This window comes from Promicromonospora sp. NPDC090134 (assembly GCF_044746965.1).
Taxonomy (GTDB): Bacteria; Actinomycetota; Actinomycetes; order Actinomycetales; family Cellulomonadaceae; genus Promicromonospora.
The window spans coordinates 665,398-682,958 of record NZ_JBIVCZ010000001.1; the positions used below are offsets into that span (position 1 = coordinate 665,398).

Here is a 17,561-nt window from a genome sequence, read left to right on the forward strand (position 1 = left end):
GGTTGCCGGATGCAAGGGTTTTCCGGTCGCAGGGTCGACGGCGGCGGTGTGACCTGCGCGACACGCCTCGTCCACCGGAGGCGCGCACGGAGACGGCGCCGCTCCCCGGGTGGGGAGCGGCGCCGTGGGCGCTGCCGGTGCGTGTGCCGGGGTCAGGCCCCGGCGCGGGACGCGTCGCCCATGTCCTCGAGCTCCATGCCCTTGGTCTCGGGCACCTTGCTGAACACGAAGAAGAAGCTCAGCGCGGCGAAGGTCGCGTACATCAGGTACGGCACGCTGGCGCCGAACGCGGACAGCAGCGGCGGGAACGTCAGGGTGATGGCGAAGTTGGCGATCCACTGCATGGCCGCGGCGACGCCGAGGGCGGCGGCGCGGATGCGGTTCGGGAACATCTCGCCGAGCAGCACCCACACGAGCGGGCCCCACGAGGCCCCGAAGAAGACGACGAACGCGTTGGCGCAGATCAACGCTATGACGCCCCACGAGCCGCTCAGCGAGATGTCCTCGCCCGAGCCGGTCGCCTGCGTGAACGCGAGGGCCATCAGGCCGAGCGACACGGTCATGCCGGCCGAGCCGATGAGCAGCAGCGGACGGCGGCCCACCTTGTCGATGAGCGCGATGGCGATGAACGTGACGGCGACGTTCGTGATCGAGGTGATCGTGGAGACCAGGAACGCCTGGCTCTCGTCGAAGCCGACGGCCTGCCACAGCGTGCTCGAGTAGTAGAAGATCACGTTGATGCCGACGAACTGCTGGAACACCGACAGCAGGATGCCCACCCAGACGATCGGCTTGAGGCCCAGCGAGCTGCCCCGGAGCGAGCCCTCGGAGGCGTTGGCCTCGTCGATCACGATGCTCCGGTGGATCTGGGCGAGGCGGTCGTCGACGTCCTCGTCGGGCCCGAGGACGCTGGCCAGGACGGCCCGCGCCTCGCCGTCGCGCCCCTTCGCGGCGAGGTAGCGTGGCGACTCGGGGATGCGCAGGGCGAGGATGCCGTAGACGGCGGCCGGGATCACGGCGACGAGGAACATCCAGCGCCAGGCCTCCCAGCCGAGCCACAGGACGTTGGCGGCGCCGCCGGCGGACTCCGCGAGGATCTGGTCGGAGAGCAGGGCCGCGAAGATACCGACGGTGATCGCGAGCTGCTGCAGCGAGCCGAGGCGGCCCCGCATCGCGGCGGGTGCGATCTCCGCGATGTACGCGGGCGCGATCACCGACGCGATGCCGATGCCGACGCCGGCCATGAACCGCCAGACGGCGAGGTCCCAGGCGGAGAACGCGATGGCGGAGAGGATCGACGACACGAAGAACAGCACGGCGCCGAGCACCATGACGTGGGTGCGGCCCCAGCGGTCGGCCAGGCGGCCGCCGGCCCAGGCGCCGAGCGCGCAGCCGAGCAGCGCGATGGCCACCACGAGCCCGGTGACGGACGGGTCGAGGGAGAACTGACCCTCGATCGCGTTCACGGCACCGTTGATCACGGAGCTGTCGAAGCCGAACAAGAAGCCACCCACCGCTGCGGCGAAGGCGAGAGCCGTCGCTTTGCGGTGGGCCGATCGTGCGGAAGCGCTCGGGACCGTGTGACCAGTGCTCATGCTGCGATGCTAAGTCGCCCCCCGGGGCAGTCGCGCGCGGAGAGCTCCTCCGGGGGTCAGGTCAGGTGAGGAACGGCCAGAGCGCCCACGTCGCCAGCGCGGCCACGAGAGCGGCGGCGGGGATGGTGAGGACCCAGGCGATGGCGATGTTCTTGGCCACGCCCCAGCGCACGGCGGAGAGCCTGCGGGTGGCGCCCACGCCCATGATCGCCGAGGTGATCGTGTGCGTGGTGGAGACCGGGGCGTGCAGCACGAACGCGTTGACGTACAGCACGAGCGCCGAGACCGACTCGGCCACGAAGCCGCGCGCCGGGTCGAGCTCGATGATCTTGCGGCCGAGCGTACGCATGATGCGCCAGCCGCCGGAGTACGTGCCCGCCGAGATGGCCGCCGCCGCGCACAGCTTGACCCACAGCGGGATACCGGTGTCCGGGTTGGCCCAGCCCACGGTCAGCAGCGCCAGGTAGATGACGCCCATGGTCTTCTGCGCGTCCTGCAGGCCGTGGCCCAGCGCCATCGCGGCGGCCGAGGCGGTCTGCGCGATCCGGAAGCGACGGTACGTCTTGGCCGGCGCCGCGCTGCGGAAGATCCACAGCACCGCGATCATCACGGCGAAGGCCAGGCCGAAGCCCACCAGCGGCGAGATGACCATGGGCAGCACGACCTTGTCCACGATCGCGGACCAGTAGACGCTCATGCCGCCCGCGAGCCCGGCCCCGACCAGCCCGCCGATGAGGGCGTGGGTGGACGACGACGGCAGCCCGAACCACCAGGTGATGAGGTTCCAGGTGATCGCGCCGAGCAGCGCGCACAGCACCACGGCGAGCTCCGCGTGCGTGCTCGCGCCCGTGAGGTCGACGATCGAGGTGGCGATGGTCTCCGCGACCTCCGTGCCCAGCAGTGCGCCCGCGAAGTTCATGGTCGCCGCCATGAGGAGCGCGACGCGCGGCGTCAGCGCCCGGGTCGAGACCGACGTGGCGATCGCGTTCGCGGCGTCGTGGAAGCCGTTCGTGTAGTCGAAGCTCAGCGCGAGCGCGACCACGAGGACGACGAGGGCGACCTCCAACTCAGGACTCCTTGAGGGCGATGGTCTCGACCATGTTCGCCACCTTCTCGAAGCTGTCCGCGGCGTTCTCCAGGACCTCCACGATCTCCTTCAGCTTCATGAGCTGGACCGGGTCGCCGGCGAGGTCGTCGAAGAGCTGGGCGATGAGCTTGCGGTGCAGCTTGTCCGCCTGGTTCTCCAGGCGGTTCACCTCGACCCAGTAGTCGGCGAGCTTGTCCATCGAGCGCAGGCGGGGCATGGCGTCGGCCGTGAGCTCCGCGCACCGCTGCAGCACCTGGACCTGGTCGGACACGCGGTCCGGCAGGCCCTCGACCTTGTACAGGACGATGAGGTCGGCGGCCTCGTCCATCTCGTCCATGCAGTCGTCCAGGGCCGAGGCAAGACTGGAGATGTCCTCGCGGTCGAACGGCGTCACGAAGGTCTGGTTGAGCCGCCGCATGATCGAGTGCGTGGCATCGTCGGCGAGGTGCTCGACGTCGTGCATCTCGTCGGCCAGCTTTTCGCGGCCCGCCTTGTCCGCACCGAGCAGCTCCGCCAGCAGGGACGAGCCCCGGACGAGGTGCTGGGCCAGGGCGGCGAGTAGGTCGAAGTACGTGGTGTCGCGCGGAGTAAGGCGCACGAGGGCTCCCGTTCTGAGGGCTCTGGAACCTGCTCAGCGTAGGGCCGTTGCCGACTATCGCCAATTTGCAAGGTCATGCTTTGGCGACTCGTGACACACGGCACAGCGTCGGTACCCAGGCGCCACGGCGGGTGCCGTGAGCCGGGAGGCGGGGAGAGTTGGGCGACGCCGAACCGGGAGCGCCTCTCGGCGCGGGGCCGCTCGTAGCGGCTTGAGGTGGAGCCCGGGGCTACCGCAGCCCGGCGTCGCATGGACCATCGTAGTCCCGTATGCGGATCTGCCAAGGGGGTCGGACGTCACAGGGCGCGCCCGCGTGGAGGGCTTGACAGCGTGCTGGCCTACTCCAGGGAGCCGGCTCTCCACAGGTCACCGGCCCGTTCCAGCTCTTCCGCGGTGCGCAGCAGCGAGCTGGCGCCCCGGGTCATCCGGGTGGCGCCGGTGGGGTCGGCGACCTCGCGGGAGTCCGCGTCGAAGGCCGCGCCGGTCGAGAGGATCCGGCAGAACGCGCCCGCCCGTTCGAGCGCGACGGCGAGGTCTCCGGTGAACACGCCGGACAGCACGGCGTCGGCGAGTATCTGCAGGTCACCGGGTTCCGGCGGGCTCGGCACGCCCGCGACGGCCTCCTGGACCGGGGCGGCGTCCACACCGAGTCGATACCTGAGCATGACGGTAGGCATGTCCCGCCGCACCCACTCCCGCAGCACGTAGAGGCGCCAGAGGGCGCCGGGCAGGGAGACGGGTGCGGCGTCGGCCCACAGGCCCGCAACGGTGTCCAGGCCCTCGTTCTCGACGAGGTGGATGAGCCGCTCCACCACGGCAGGGTCCTCGGTGGTGCGGGCGCGGTCCACGAGGGCTCTGGCCGTCGCGTGGGCGATCTCGTCGCGCAGGGCAGGGTCCACCTCGCCGGGGAGCGCGTCGGCGTCCTTGGGGTCCAGCATGGCCGGCCGTCTCGGCGGTCGTTGGTCGCTGCTCATGGTGACCGATAGTGCGCCGAAATGAAACGTGTGTCCACCACGATCCTGGTCGATCTGGTCACCAGACCTGGGGACCAACCTTCTCGGTGGCCACGACGCGCGGTCCCGAGGGCGTGTCGGCGACGTGTGCGACGAGCACCTCGCCGGGTTCGAGGAACGGGTCCTGACGGGGCAGGCCGTCCGCCACGGCGCCCTCCGCGTGCTGGGCGAGCACGTCCAGCACGGTGGGCAGCACCGGCCGGTGGGTGCAGATCACGGACGACTCGGCGGTCTCCTCGAGCAGCTCGCCGACGGTGGCCGCGACGCGGGACGGCGACCGCTCGTGCTGCGCCTCCGTGAGGTATTCGCTGTAGCTCGGGCGCAGCGCCGCGGCCCGCACGTACGGGTCGATGGTCGTGGCGCAGCGCTCCCAGCGGGAGCTGATGACATGCTCGACGCCGTAGGCGGCCAGCACCGGGACCAGCGCGACGGCCTGCCCGTGCCCGAGCGGGGTGAGCGGGCGGTCGCGCTCCGCGCCGTGCCAGGAGGTGCGCGACACCGCCCGGCCGTGCCGCGCGATGACGAGCGCGCGGGTGTCCAGCACGCCCTCGGCCTCGGCGGCCAGCAGGGCGTTCAGCGGTCCGCGGTCGGAGGCGCGGGTGAGGCGGCCCACCGCGTCGGCGACGTCCAGCCACTCCACCGTGTCGACCTCCTCGCGGTCGATCGGGGCCACCGGCACACGGGCCGCGAGTCCCGCGGTGTCCCGGCCCCGGCGGGCCCGGCGGGACGCCCAGTAGTGCACCCGCTTCACGCGACCCTCCGGCGTCAGGTACTGCAGGCCGGGCAGGGGGCGGCCGAGCACGATCTCCTTGCCCGTCTCCTCGGCGACCTCGCGGATCGCCGCGCCCTGGAAGGTCTCGCCGGTCTCCAGCTTGCCCTTGGGCCACGACCAGTCGTCGTAGCGGGGGCGGTGCACCAGCTGCACCTGCACGTTGCCTGCCCGACGGCGCCAGACGATCCCGCCCGCGGTCATCACCACGGGGGTGTGCATCCCCGCCGGCGGCGAGGTCGCCGTCGCCGGCTCGGTACCCACCACCGACCTCCGGCCCGTCACCGGACGGGCTCGAGCCGACGCCGCTGCCGCTGGATCAGGACCGCCTGCAGGTCGCGGAGGCCGTTCCCCTCCGAACCCGAGGACGGGCGCTCCCAGGTGCCGTCCGGCAGCAGGTGCCAGGACGCCGTCGTGTCCGCCATGGACTCGTCCAGCAGCCCCAGGAGCTCACCGATGTGGGTCGGGTCGGAGATCCGGATCAGGGTCTCGACCCGGCGGTCGAGGTTGCGGTGCATCAGGTCGGCCGACCCGATGAACACCTCGGGACCGGCCTGGGGCCCCTCGGCGATGGCCGGGCCCACCGAGTTGGCGAACGCGAAGAGGCGCGAGTGCTCCAGGAACCGGCCCAGGATGGACCGCACCCGGATGTTCTCGCTCAGCCCCGGCACGCCCACACGGACGGCGCAGATGCCGCGCACCACCAGATCGACCTTCACGCCGGCCTGGGAGGCGCGGTACAGGGCGTCGATCACGGTCTCGTCGACCACCGAGTTGATCTTCATCTTGACCCACGCCTCGTGGCCCGCCCGGGCGGCGGCCGCCTCGCGCTCGATGCGCTCGACCAGGCCGGAGCGGACGGCGCGGGGCGCCACGAGGAGCCGGTGGAACGTCGACTTCGGCGCGTACCCGGAGAGCTGGTTGAACAGGCGCGTCAGGTCCTGGCCGACGTCGGGGTCGCAGGTCAGCAGCCCGTGGTCCGTGTACAGGCGTGCCGTCTTGGGGTGGTAGTTGCCCGTGCCGACGTGGCAGTAGCGCAGGAGGGAACCGTCGGGCTCCTGACGCACCACGAGCGACAGCTTGCAGTGCGTCTTGAGGCCCACGATCCCGTAGACCACGTGCACGCCCGCCTCCTCGAGCTTGCGCGCCCAGGAGATGTTGGCCTCCTCGTCGAACCGGGCCTTGATCTCGACCAGCGCGAGCACCTGCTTGCCGGCCTCGGCGGCGTCGATCAGCGCGTCCACGATGGGCGAGTCGCCCGACGTGCGGTACAGGGTCTGCTTGATCGCCAGCACGTTCGGGTCGGCCGCGGCCTGCTCCAGGAACGTCTGCACGCTCGTGGAGAAGCTGTCGTACGGGTGGTGCAGCAGGATGTCCCGGCGCCGGATCGCGGCGAAGACGTCGGTCGGCTTGGAGCTCTCCACCTCCGCGAGGTGCCGGTGCGTGGACGGCACGAAGGGCGGGTAGTGCAGGGAGGTCAGGTCGAGGTCCGCGATGAGGTTGAGGCCCGTGAGGTCCAGGAGCGCGGGCAGCTCGTAGACCTCCTCGTCCTTCACGCCCAGCTCGCGGACGATCAGGTCGCGGATGCGCGGGCTGATGTCCTTCGCGATCTCCAGCCGGACCGGCGGGCCGAACCGGCGCCGCAGGAGCTCCTTCTCCATCGCCTGGAGCAGGTTCTCGGCGTCGTCCTCCTCGACGTCCACGTCCTCGTTGCGGGTGACGCGGAACGTGTGGCTGTCCCGCACCTCCATCCCGGGGAACAGGTAGTCGAGGTGCTGGGCGATGACCTCCTCCAGCGGCACGAACGAGAGCGGGCCGCGCTGCGGGTCGGCCTTCTTGGTGCCGGGGCGGCGCGGCTTGCCCGACGCGTCGACCGCGATGAAGCGCGGCAGCAGCGGTGGCACCTTGACGCGGGCGAAGTGCTCCTTGCCGGTGGCCGGGTTGGCTACCACGACGGCCAGGTTGAGCGAGAGCCCCGAGATGTAGGGGAACGGGTGCGCCGGGTCCACCGCCAGCGGGGTGAGCACCGGGAAGATCTGCTTGCGGAAGAACTTGTGCAGCCGCTCCTGCTCCTTGGTGTCCAGCTCCTCCCAGTGCACGAGCGTGATGCCCTCGGCGGCCAGCGCCGGCTGCACCTCGTCCTCGAACACCTGCGCGTGCCGGGCCATCAGGGTGTGCGCACCCTCGGAGATCGCCGACAGCGCCTGGCGGGGGCTGAGCCCCGAGGCGCTCGTGACCGCGATGCCCGTGGCGATGCGGCGTTGCAGGCCCGCCACGCGCACCATGAAGAACTCGTCCAGGTTGGACGCGAAGATCGCCAGGAACCGCACGCGCTCCAGCAGCGGGATGCGCGGGTCCTCCGCGAGCTCCAGCACCCGCTGGTTGAACGCGAGCCAGCTCAGCTCCCGGTCGGCGAACCGGTCGACCGGCAGGGGCTCGCCCAGCAGCGGGTCGAGCAGGCTCGTCCCGCCGGGGTTCTCCGCGATGTGCTCCGCGATGTGCGCGGCGAGGCTCGGGTCGAGGGAGTGCGGCGCCAGGATGTCCTCCGGCTCGCCCGGCTTCGGCGGGGTCGGCCTCGGCGCGGACGGCTTCTGCGGCGTGGGCTTCTGCGTGGGCTTCTCGGCGGCCACGGTCTTGTGCGCGGCCGGCCGCGCGGACCCGTCGCCGCCGGCGTGCACGCCGTCGGTCGCCTTGGCAGCCGGCACCTGAGCGGCCTCGCCGTCGGTCGGCTCCGCGCTTGCCGTACGGGGGCTCTGCTTCATGAATCGGCCATTCTTGTCCCGGGTCCTGGCGGAGCTGCTCGCGACGCTGTCCTTCATGTCGTTCATGGTGTCACCGTTCGGTACACAGTGGGTGACGCTCCCGGAGAGCGTCCGTCACGGGCGGGCATACTGCACGTGTACAGCGGCCCGTGCGAAGCCCGCGCGCTCGTACGTGGCCAGGGCAGGCGTGTTGTCGCCCTCCACGTACAGCACGGCGCGCGTGGCCCCGGATCGCGCGAGGTGCACCAGACCCACCTCGGTCATCAGCCGGCCGAACCCCTTGCCCTGGTGGTCCGGGTCGACACCCAGCGCGTAGATCTCGCCGTCGCGCGCCTCGTCCGGCTGGCCCGGCTCCGTCTTGGTCCACTGGAATGCGACCGGGTCGGCGCCGTCCGTCCCGGGCGCCTCGTCGAAGGCTGGCTCGTCGGCGACTGGCTCGTCGGCGACCGGCTCGTCGGGGACCAGGAGGAAGAAGCCCTCCGGGTCGAACCACGGCTCGGCCTGCCGGGCGCGCAGGTCGTCGAGAGACATCCGGCCCTGCTCCGGGTGGGTGGCGAAGGCGCGTGCGTTGACGCGGAGCCAGGCGGTGTCGTCGGCCCCGGGTCGGAAGGTGCGCAGGCGGTAGCCCGCGGGGGCGGCGGGCGCCTCCGGGACGCCGTCCGCCCCGGCGAGCGGGCGGGCCAGGAAGAGCAGCTCGCGCACCGGCCGCAGCCCCGCCGCCCGCGCGAACTCACGGGCAGGCTCCAGGTCGCCGTGGGCCCACACCCGCAGCTGCTTGCCGTGCTGGCCGGGCTCGCCCGAGCGCGACGGCAGCGTGGCGTCGCGCTCCGCGGTGCGCAGCAGCACCCGGCCGTGACCGTTCCTCCGGTGCTCCGGATGGATCACCAGCTCGGCGCTCGCGGTCTCGCCCGAGCGGTCGATCTGCACGTAGCCGACGGTGCTGCCCGACGTGGTGTGCGCCACGACGTGCGTGATCCACTCGGCGTCCGTGCCGAGGTTGAGCAGGGGTTGTTCGGACAGCGGCGCGACGCCGTCGTGCGCCTCCGCGGCCGCGGCCAGGTCTCGGACGGCCTGCTGGGCGTCGGTGTCGAGCGGGCCGATCTCGATGGGGGCGGCGATTCGCATGGACCCATCTTGCTCCACGGGGCGGGGCGACGTTTCACACGGCCGCGCCGCACCGGACACGCGGCGGAAACAGGCCGCCTCTAGCGTTCCGAATGTTCCTCTGATCAACATTCTCGCCCGGCCGGGCCGGCGGAGAGGAGATGCCGTGCACGACGGCACCACGAGGTCGGCGCCTCTCCCCGTCGGCGGTCCCGACGGTGCCGCGCTGCTCGCCGGCGTCCACGTCACCGCCCTGCGGGGCGTGCGCACCGTCGACGGCGAGATCGTCGACGTCGAGATCGACGCCGGCCGGGTCACCTCCGTGGCGCCCGCCGGACGGCAGCCGTTCCTCGGCGACGACCCGGGGCGGCTGGACGCGACCGGCTGGCTCGCGCTGCCCGCGGCGTGCGAGCCGCACGCGCACCTCGACAAGGCGCTGACCGCCGCGCGCATCCCCGCCGGGACGGGGGAGGACCTGGTGGGCGCGATCGAGCGCTGGCGGGAGATCGCCCCGCACATCGACGGTGCCGACGTGCTCGACCGGGCCCGGACCGCCGTGGGGCGCTACGTCAGCCGCGGCATCACGACGGTCCGGACCCATGTGGACGCCCCCGCGGAGGGCGACCCGCTGCGCATGCTGGACGCGCTGCTCGCCCTCCGCGAGGAGCTCGCGGGGTCCGTGACGCTCCAGGTCTGCCTCCTCGGCGGGTGGCACACCCCCACCGAGGTCTTCGCGGAGGCCGCCGCCCGCGGCGTGGACGTGCTCGGCGGGTGCCCGCACCTGGCCCCCGACCCGCGCGCCGAGATCACCCGGGTGCTCGACCTGGCCGAGCGCACGGGCCTGCCCGTGGACCTGCACGCCGACGAGCAGACGGCGCTGCCGGCCGACGGTGTGCTCGACGTCGAGTCGCTCGCCCGCGAGGTGGTCGCGCGCGGCCTGACCCAGCGCGTGACCGCGAGCCACGCCGTGCGGCTCGGGTCGCTGCCCCCGGACCGCCTCGGCCCCGTCGTCGACCTCGTCGCCCGGGCCGGCCTGGGCGTGGTGACGCTCCCGATCACCAACCTCTACCTCCAGGGCCGCGACAGCACGCACCTCGCGCCCCGGGGGCTGACCGCCGTGCGCGCCCTCCTGGACGCGGGGGTCCCCCTCGCCGCGGGCGCGGACAACCTGCGCGACCCCTTCAATCCCGCGGGCAGTGCCGATCCCTTCGAGACGACGTCGCTGCTCATGACCGCGGCGCACCTGTCCGCGCGGGAGGCGCTCGACGCCGTGACCTCGGGCGCCCGTACCGTGCTCGGCCTCCCCGCCGCGGGTCTGTCGGTCGGCGACCGCGCCGACCTCGTGCTGGTGCCCGACGTGCCGCTCGGCGACGTGCTGGCCGGCGCGAGCCTCGCGCGCGTGGTCGTCGCCGGCGGCCGCGTCGTGGCCGACACCCGCGTGCAGACCGCCCTCGCCCTCGGACCGGCCGCCGTCCCGGCCGCCGCCGGGGCCCCGCAACCCGACCAGCTCGTGAGGTGACCCCAGTGAGCACAGTGAGCACGACGACCCCGCGACCCCGGTCCATGACGCGCACCCTCGTGCTCGACGACGTGGCCAAGGCGTTCCCGACCGGCACCGTGGCGCTCGAGGGGGTGAGCCTGACGGTCGCCGCCGGCGAGTTCGTCTCCGTCGTCGGGCCCTCCGGCTGCGGAAAGTCCACCCTGCTGCGCCTCGCCTCGGGGCTCGACGAGGTGACCGGCGGCGACATCGAGGTGAACGCGACCTCGACGTCGTACGTGTTCCAGGAGCCCACGCTCCTGGAGTGGCGCAGCGCGCTGCGCAACGTCGAGCTCGCGGGGGAGCTGCGGGGCGCCGCGAAGGCGGACCGCCGCAAGCGGGCACAGGAGGCGCTCGACCTCGTCGGCCTGACCGGCTTCGAGAAGCAGCACCCCCGGCAGCTGTCCGGCGGCATGCGGATGCGCGTGTCGATCGCCCGGGCGCTCGTCGCCGAACCCGACCTCGCGCTGTTCGACGAGCCGTTCGGGGCCCTCGACGAGATCACCCGGCTGCGGATGCAGACCGAGCTGCAGAGCCTGTTCGCGCTCAAGGGCTTCGCCGGGCTGTTCATCACGCACTCCGTCTCGGAGGCGGTCTACCTCTCCACCCGGGTGGTCGTGATGAGCGGCCGCCCCGGCCGGGTGGTAGCCGACATCCCCGTCCCCTGGTCCTACCCGCGCCCGCCCCGGCTCCGGTACGAGCCCGAGTTCGCGGCGCTCACCGGCGAGGTCTCGGCGGCCCTCGAGGAGCACTCATGAGCACCGCCCGACCGATCGCCACCCGGCCGACCACCGCCCGCCGCAGGCTGCTGTCCGCCGGCGCCGCCGCCGGGCCGCTGCTCGCGGCCGTGCTCGGCATCGTCGCCGTCTGGTACGGGGTCACCTACCTCGTGCTCACACCCGAGCGGCGCTTCCTGCTGCCCCCGCTGCACGAGGTGCTCGGCACCACGCTCGGCAACCCGAACGTCATGAACCCCATGTTCGACGCGCTCTGGCAGACCGTCGGGGTGGCGCTGTGCGGGCTGGCGATCGCCGTGGTGCTCGGCATCGGGTACGCCGTGGTCATGGCGCAGGCCGGCTGGGCGGAGAAGATCCTCTACCCGTACGCCGTGATCCTGCAGACCATCCCGATCCTGGCCCTCACGCCGCTCATCGGGATCTGGATGGGCTACGGCTTCAGCGCCCGCATCGTCGTGTGCGTGATCATCGCCCTGTTCCCGATGATCGCGAACACGCTGTTCGGGCTCCAGTCCGCCGGTCCCGCCGCGCACGACCTGTTCACGCTGAACCGCGTCACCCGGGTGCAGCGGCTCCTCAAGCTCCAGTTCCCCGCGGCGCTCCCGTCGATCTTCACCGGCCTGCGCAACGCGGCGGGCCTGAGCGTCATCGGCGCCATCGTCGGCGACTTCTTCTTCCAGCAGGGCTCGCCGGGGATCGGCGGCCTGCTGCGCACCTACACGCTGCGCCTGAACATGGACGCCCTGTTCCTGGCCATCATCCTCACCGCGCTGTTCGGGGTCGCGATGTTCTCCGTCTTCGCAGCCCTGGACCGGGCCGTCATCGGCCGCTGGTACGGCCGCGGCGCCGCCTGAGCGCCGCGCCCCCTCGCTCCCACCCTCCACCCCTCAGGAGTCCGCATGCCCCTGTCCCGAATGCCCTTGTCCCGACCGCGACGTCTCGCCGTCGCCGCCCTGTCCGTCCTCCCGCTCCTCGCCCTGACCGCCTGCGGCACCGGCACCGCCGACGCGCAGGCGGGCGGCACCGGCCAGGTCGACGCGCCGGCGGCGGAGGCGGGCGGGCCCCTCGACCTCGCCGACGTGTGCCCCGCGACCGTCGTCATGCAGCAGGACTGGCAGCCCGAGGCGGAGCACGGGGCGATGTACTCGCTCGTCGGCTCGGACCTCACGGTGGACACCGACGCCAAGTCGGTCACGGGCTCCCTGGTGGCCCAGGGCGTCGACACGGGGGTGGACATCGAGGTGCGCCCCGGCGGGCCGAACGTGAACTTCCAGCCCGTCCCGTCGCTCATGTACCTCGACGACTCGATCCTGCTCGGCGCGGTGACCACCGACGCCCAGATCACCGCGCTCGCCGACAACCCGGTGGTCACCGTCGCCTCCATGCTCACCACCAGCCCGCAGATCGTGATGTGGGACCCGGAGAGCCACGACGGCGCCGAGACGATCGAGGAGGCCGCCGCGGACGGCGACCCCCTGGTGTCCTCCGGCGACGTCTTCCCCCGCCTGCTCGCCGCCCAGGGCATCATCGACGACGCGCAGATCGACCTCAGCTACGAGGGCACGCCGCAGCGCTTCGTCTCCGACCCGGCTGTGTTGCAGCAGGGGTTCGCCACGGCCGAGCCGTACATCTACGAGAACGAGATCCCGCAGTGGGGCAAGCCGGTCGGGTACCAGCTGCTCGCCGACGTGGGCTACTCGGTCTACCCGGAGGCGCTCGCCGTGCGGGCCGACAAGGTCGAGGAGAACGCCGACTGCCTGGCCAAGCTCGTGCCGATCATGCAGCAGGCCCAGATCGACTACCTCGACGACCCGCAGGCCACCAACGAGCTGATCGTCGACCTCGTCGACCAGTACCAGACCGGGTGGACCTACTCGCTCGGCGTGGCCGACTTCTCCGTGAAGGCCCAGAAGGACCTCGACCTCGTGGTGGACGACCCGGCGTCCGGGGTGTTCGGCAGGATCGACCCCGACCGCATGACCGAGATCGTCGACACCTTCGCGCCGATCCTCGTGGACGCCGGCCAGATCGAGTCCCCGGACATCGAGCCCGAGTCGCTGTACACCAACGAGTTCACCGACGACACCATCTCGATGGGGAGCTGACGAGCACCGATGACCGACGAGACTCCGAACACCGCAGAGCGGTCCGCGCTGGCCGCGGCCGAGATCGCCCGCACCCTCGGGCCCGAGCTGGTCTCCGTCGAGGCCGAGCTGCTGCTCAAGGCGTCGTCCGACTGGTCGCGCATGTCGCCGATCCTGCGGGAGAAGGTCCCCGCGGGCCGGTACCTGCCGGACGCCGTGGTGCGCCCGACCACCGCGGACGAGGTGGCGCAGGTGCTGCGCATCGCCTTCGAGCACGACGTCCCGGTGACCCCGCGCGGGTCGGGGACGGGCAACTACGGGCAGGCCACGCCGTTCGACGGCGGGCTCGTGCTCGACCTGCGCGGCCTCGACACGATCCGGGTCAACGACTCGGGCACGGTGACGGCGGGCGCGGGCGCGAAGATCAGCGCGATCGACGTGGCGGCCCGGGCCGCCGGACGGGACATCTGGATCTACCCGTCCACCAAGGGGACGACCATCGGCGGGTTCGTGGGCGGCGGGTCGGCCGGCACGGGCACGATCGAGCACGGGTCCACCTCCGACGGGTTCGTGCTCTCGCTCACCGTCGCCCCGATGGACGGCAGCGGCACCACCTTCACCGTGACCGGCCCCGACGTCATGCCGTACGTGCACGTCTACGGCGTCACCGGGGTCATCGTGGAGCTGGAGATCGCCACCGACCCCGCCCGTGACTGGGTGGCCGTCTACGCGGCCTTCGCCGACTGGGTGTCGCTCACGGGCGTGCACCGCTCGCTGCTCGACCTGCCGGTGCTGCCGCGGCTCGCGTCCGCGGACCCGCCCGCGCTGGTGCCGAGCCTGCCCGCCACCGTGCCGCTCGACCCCGAGCGGTACAGCCTGCGCGTCATCGCCGAGGCCTCGACCGCGGCCGAGGTCGAGGCACGGATCGTGGCGGCGGGCGGCGAGGTGGTCGCGAGCCTCGCGGACTACGCGGAGACCGACAAGCTGTCCTCGATGTCGTACAACCACCCGGTCTACCACCTGCAGCAGGCGCACCCCGAGCGCACGTGGTTCCACATGGAGACCGGCGGGCGGGCGCACTGGGACCGCGAGGACGAGGTCCGGGCGGTCTACGACGGCGACGTCCACCTGCACCTGGAGCTCATGGGCACCGCCCCGCTCGCCATGGTGGTCGCCGACTACGTCTCCGAGGCCGAGGCGCTCGCCGGGATCGGGCGCCTGGAGGCGCTCGGCCTCGGCGTGCACTCGCCGCACCAGTGGTACGTGGACCGGCACGTCGACCTCGCCCGCGAGGTCGCTCGCACCACCGACCCGAAGGGCCTGCTCAACCCGGGCAAGCTCGTGGACGCGCCGCCGGTCGACACCCGAGTCAACATCGGGGTGCGCTGATGGGCGCGGCCCGGGCCCCGCGGTTCGCCGACCTGACGTGGCCGGAGATCGAGGCGCTGCCCGACGACACGGTGGCGGTTCTGCCCCTCGGCGCGATCGAGCAGCACGGCCCGCACCTCCCGGTGTCCACGGACCTGGTCACGGCGACGGAGGCCGCGGCGGCGGCCGCTGGCGCGGTGACGGCGTCCGGCGCGGCGTCCGTCGTGCTGCTCGAACCGCTCGCCTACACCAAGTCGGACGAGCACGCGGGGTTCCCCGGCACGATCTGGCTGTCCTGGGACACGCTCATGCGGGTGCTGGTCGACGTCGGGCGGTCCGTGGCGGCCTCGGGCATCACCCGGCTGCTGTTCGTCAACGGGCACGGCGGCAACTCCGCGCTCGGCCAGGTCGCCAACCGTGAGCTGCGCCGCCGGTTCGGGCTGCGCACCTTCTTCGCGCACGTCGCGACGCCGCGCGACCAGGGCGGAACCCCGGCGTCCGGCGCGGAGCACGGGCTCGGCGTGCACGGCGGCCACGGCGAGACCTCGCTCATGCTGCACCTGCGCCCGGAGCTGGTCCGGATGGAGCGCGCCGAGCGGCGCGTGCCGGAGGACCTGCTCGCGTACGAGCAGATCGGGTTCGGCCGGCCGACGTCGTTCGGCTGGCTCTCCAGCGACTTCGGCCCCGACGGACACATCGGCGACCCGACCACGGCCACCGCCGAGGCGGGCAAGGAGCTGTTCGAGCACGCGGTCGAGCACCTCGTGCGCACCTTCGTCGAGGCGTCCCGGTTCACCACGCCGGCCGACGGGGCCGCGGGGCTGATACCGCGGGACCGCGGGTGAGCGCTGCGGGGCCGGCCACGGGGCTGGTCGTGCGGGGTGCGCTCGCGGTGCGTACCGGGCCGGGCGCGGCCGGGGGCGAGCCGGGCGGTGACGTCGTGGTGGGCGCCGACGGGCGGGTGGTGAGCGTCGGGCCGGCGGCCTCGTCCGCGGCCGTCGGGCCGGTGGACGGCGGACGCGCGGGCGGCGTCGAGGAGCTCGACGCCACCGGGTGCGTCGTCACGCCGGGGCTGGTGAACGCGCACCACCACCTGCTCCAGACGGCCTTCCGGACGCTGCCCGGCACCCGCGGCGTCCCGATGCGCGAGTGGCTCGGCCTGATGGCCGCCGCCTACGCGCGCGCCCGGGTGGACGCGGAGCTGGTGGGTCTCGCCGCACGTGCGGGGCTCGCCGAGGCGCTGCTCAGCGGCGTCACGACCGTCGCCGACCATCATCTGACCTGGCCCGCGGCGCTCTCCACCGCCGAGACGGTGGACCTCGCCCGGGCCGCCGCCGGGGCGGCCGACGAGCTCGGGGCGCGCCTCGTGCTGGTCCGCGGCTCCGCGGGCGACGACGCCGAGGCGGCGGCGTCGAGCGCCGACGCGATCGCCGCGGCGCTGGTGGGCGACGCGCCCGGCGGGGTGCGCGCCGACGGCCGCGTGCAGGTGGCCGTCGGCCCGGCCGGGGTGCACAGCGACGGCGAGCCGACGTTCCGGCTGCTGGGCGAGGTGGCGGCGCGCCGCGGGCTGCGCCGTCGTACCCAGGCCAACGAGCAGGTCGACGTGGTCGCGGCGCTGGAGCGCCACGGCCGCCGCCCGCTGGACCTGCTGGACGAGTGGGGCTGGCTGGCCCCCGACGTCACGGTCGCGCACCTGTGCGACGTCACCGACAGCGAGATCGCCCGCCTCGCCGCCTCGGGCGCGTCCGCGACGCACGCGCCGGGGTGTGACGTGCCGATGGGCTGGGGCGTCGCGCCGGTGGCGCGGCTGCTCACCGCCGGCATCACCGTGGGCCTCGGCACCAGCGGCGGCGGGTCCAACGACGCCGGGCACCTGCTCGCGGACGCGCGGCTGGCCATGCAGGTCTCCGCCCTGGTCGGACGCCAGCTCACGGCGCGCGAGCTGCTGGACGCCGCCGGCGCGGGGTCGGCGGACGGGCTCGGCAGGCCCGAGCTCGGTCGGCTGGAACCTGGTTCGGCCGGGGACCTGTGCGTCTGGGACGTCAGCGGCGTCGCCGACGCCGGGGTGGCCGACCCGGTCGCCGGCCTGCTCTGGGCCGCTCCGGGCCGCAGGCCACGCCACGTCGTGGTCGGCGGGCGGGTGGTCGTCCGCGACGGGCGTCTGGTGACGGCGGACGAGCGCGAGGTCGCGCGGGGGCTCAGCCGGCGTCTCGCGGGAGTCGCTGCTTGACGACCAGCAGGCGGTAGGGCTCGCCGTCGGCGCTGGCCCAGCGGTGGCGGGTGCCGCCGCGGTAGAAGGCGGAGTCGCCGGGTCCGGCGCTCTCCAGCGTCCCGTCGAGGTCGAGCAGCACGTGCCCCTCCACGACGTAGGCGAACTCGTCCTCGTCGTGCGCCCAGTACGGACCCGGCTCGCGGGACGTCCCGGTGTACTCCATCGGGTCGAACGGGCGGTCGCCGGCCGGTGCGAGAGCTCGAACGGTGCCGCCGCCCGCCGAGGCGGCCGACGCGTCGTCGGTCCGGCGCACCACGGGGGTGCCGCCCGCGGCGGGCGCCGTGCCCTCGGTGAGCAGGAGCTGCTGGGTGGTGCCCAGCCGGTCCGCGACGCGGAACAGCGACGACATGCTCAGCCGTGCCCGGCCGCGCTCGACCTGGCTGAGGAACGAGTGCGAGAGGCCCGTCGCCTCGGCGAGCTGGACGAGGGTCAGGCCCTGGGCGTGGCGCAGCCCGCGGATCTTCTGACCCAGTCGGGTGACCGATCGATCGAGAGGATCGGTGGCCTCGTCGATACGCACGTCCATGCCTCGAATGCTAGGGGAACCGGGCCCTCGGACGGTGGCGTTGCGGCGCGTTTCGGGGCGCGTCCGCAGCCGTAACAGAACCCGCTCGCCGGAGTGATCCCGGCGAAAC

The 17,561-nt window shown here is 73.1% G+C and carries 15 protein-coding genes; 7 read left to right on the plus strand and 8 right to left on the minus strand.

Annotation, left to right across the window (positions count from 1 at the left end):
* Positions 1-152: 152 nt before the first annotated feature.
* From ACIPN7_RS02935 to mshD, 7 genes are all read right to left on the minus strand, one after another.
* Complete coding sequence (locus ACIPN7_RS02935) at positions 153-1,595, minus strand: sugar porter family MFS transporter (protein ID WP_400537803.1); 1,443 nt, start codon at positions 1,593-1,595, stop codon at positions 153-155.
* Between the two features lie 61 nt (positions 1,596-1,656).
* Positions 1,657-2,661: an anion permease gene (locus ACIPN7_RS02940; RefSeq protein ID WP_400537805.1), complete on the minus strand. Its 1,005-nt coding sequence runs from the start codon at positions 2,659-2,661 to the stop codon at positions 1,657-1,659.
* Between the two features lies 1 nt (position 2,662).
* Positions 2,663-3,280: a DUF47 domain-containing protein gene (locus ACIPN7_RS02945; RefSeq protein ID WP_400537807.1), complete on the minus strand. Its 618-nt coding sequence runs from the start codon at positions 3,278-3,280 to the stop codon at positions 2,663-2,665.
* A gap of 338 nt (positions 3,281-3,618) precedes the next feature.
* The gene (locus ACIPN7_RS02950) at positions 3,619-4,218 is read right to left on the minus strand and encodes a hypothetical protein (RefSeq protein WP_400537809.1); all 600 of its coding nucleotides are present in this window, start codon (positions 4,216-4,218) and stop codon (positions 3,619-3,621) included.
* A gap of 94 nt (positions 4,219-4,312) precedes the next feature.
* A complete protein-coding gene (locus ACIPN7_RS02955; protein ID WP_400537811.1) occupies positions 4,313-5,326 on the minus strand; it encodes an NUDIX domain-containing protein in 1,014 nt (337 codons plus the stop codon).
* A gap of 17 nt (positions 5,327-5,343) precedes the next feature.
* Entirely contained in the window at positions 5,344-7,824 is a 2,481-nt protein-coding gene (locus ACIPN7_RS02960) for an RNA degradosome polyphosphate kinase (protein WP_400537813.1), read from the minus strand.
* A 114-nt stretch (positions 7,825-7,938) separates the two neighbouring features.
* Positions 7,939-8,949, minus strand: a complete 1,011-nt coding sequence (gene mshD, locus ACIPN7_RS02965) for a mycothiol synthase (protein ID WP_400537815.1) — start codon at positions 8,947-8,949, stop codon at positions 7,939-7,941.
* Positions 8,950-9,094: 145 nt separating this feature from the next.
* On the opposite strand from mshD, the gene ACIPN7_RS02970 reads away from it, so the two are divergent.
* Genes ACIPN7_RS02970 through ACIPN7_RS03000 form a run of 7 tightly spaced genes read left to right on the plus strand, consistent with a single transcriptional unit; the run spans position 9,095 to position 16,884 of the window.
* Positions 9,095-10,447, plus strand: a complete 1,353-nt coding sequence (locus ACIPN7_RS02970) for an amidohydrolase family protein (protein WP_400537817.1) — start codon at positions 9,095-9,097, stop codon at positions 10,445-10,447.
* A gap of 5 nt (positions 10,448-10,452) precedes the next feature.
* Positions 10,453-11,223, plus strand: coding sequence for an ABC transporter ATP-binding protein (locus tag ACIPN7_RS02975; protein ID WP_285107559.1), 771 nt, complete (start codon positions 10,453-10,455; stop codon positions 11,221-11,223).
* A complete protein-coding gene (locus ACIPN7_RS02980) occupies positions 11,220-12,056 on the plus strand; it encodes an ABC transporter permease (RefSeq protein WP_400537819.1) in 837 nt (278 codons plus the stop codon). The genes ACIPN7_RS02975 and ACIPN7_RS02980 overlap by 4 nt, the downstream gene beginning before the upstream one ends.
* A 45-nt stretch (positions 12,057-12,101) precedes the next feature.
* Positions 12,102-13,307, plus strand: coding sequence for a hypothetical protein (locus tag ACIPN7_RS02985; RefSeq protein WP_400537821.1), 1,206 nt, complete (start codon positions 12,102-12,104; stop codon positions 13,305-13,307).
* A 9-nt stretch (positions 13,308-13,316) separates the two neighbouring features.
* Positions 13,317-14,675 (plus strand): FAD-binding oxidoreductase, encoded by a 1,359-nt coding sequence (locus ACIPN7_RS02990; RefSeq protein ID WP_400537823.1) that lies wholly within the window; start codon positions 13,317-13,319, stop codon positions 14,673-14,675.
* Positions 14,675-15,499: a creatininase family protein gene (locus ACIPN7_RS02995; protein WP_400537825.1), complete on the plus strand. Its 825-nt coding sequence runs from the start codon at positions 14,675-14,677 to the stop codon at positions 15,497-15,499. Before ACIPN7_RS02990 ends, ACIPN7_RS02995 begins: the two co-directional genes overlap by 1 nt.
* Positions 15,496-16,884, plus strand: a complete 1,389-nt coding sequence (locus ACIPN7_RS03000) for an amidohydrolase family protein (protein WP_400537827.1) — start codon at positions 15,496-15,498, stop codon at positions 16,882-16,884. Before ACIPN7_RS02995 ends, ACIPN7_RS03000 begins: the two co-directional genes overlap by 4 nt.
* On the opposite strand, the gene ACIPN7_RS03005 is transcribed toward ACIPN7_RS03000, so the two are convergent.
* Positions 16,853-17,452 (minus strand): XRE family transcriptional regulator, encoded by a 600-nt coding sequence (locus tag ACIPN7_RS03005; protein WP_285107570.1) that lies wholly within the window; start codon positions 17,450-17,452, stop codon positions 16,853-16,855. The genes ACIPN7_RS03000 and ACIPN7_RS03005 overlap by 32 nt on opposite strands.
* Positions 17,453-17,561 lie beyond the last annotated feature (109 nt).

Coding starts and splice junctions, on each gene's coding strand:
- ACIPN7_RS02935 (WP_400537803.1), bottom strand. CDS start 1,595: ATGAGCACTGGTCACACGGTCCCGAGCGCTTCCGCACGATCGGCCCAC.
- ACIPN7_RS02950 (WP_400537809.1), bottom strand. CDS start 4,218: ATGCTGGACCCCAAGGACGCCGACGCGCTCCCCGGCGAGGTGGACCCT.
- ACIPN7_RS02960 (WP_400537813.1), bottom strand. CDS start 7,824: ATGAAGCAGAGCCCCCGTACGGCAAGCGCGGAGCCGACCGACGGCGAG.
- mshD (WP_400537815.1), bottom strand. CDS start 8,949: ATGCGAATCGCCGCCCCCATCGAGATCGGCCCGCTCGACACCGACGCC.
- ACIPN7_RS02980 (WP_400537819.1), top strand. CDS start 11,220: ATGAGCACCGCCCGACCGATCGCCACCCGGCCGACCACCGCCCGCCGC.
- ACIPN7_RS02985 (WP_400537821.1), top strand. CDS start 12,102: ATGCCCCTGTCCCGAATGCCCTTGTCCCGACCGCGACGTCTCGCCGTC.
- ACIPN7_RS02990 (WP_400537823.1), top strand. CDS start 13,317: ATGACCGACGAGACTCCGAACACCGCAGAGCGGTCCGCGCTGGCCGCG.
- ACIPN7_RS02995 (WP_400537825.1), top strand. CDS start 14,675: ATGGGCGCGGCCCGGGCCCCGCGGTTCGCCGACCTGACGTGGCCGGAG.
- ACIPN7_RS03005 (WP_285107570.1), bottom strand. CDS start 17,452: ATGGACGTGCGTATCGACGAGGCCACCGATCCTCTCGATCGATCGGTC.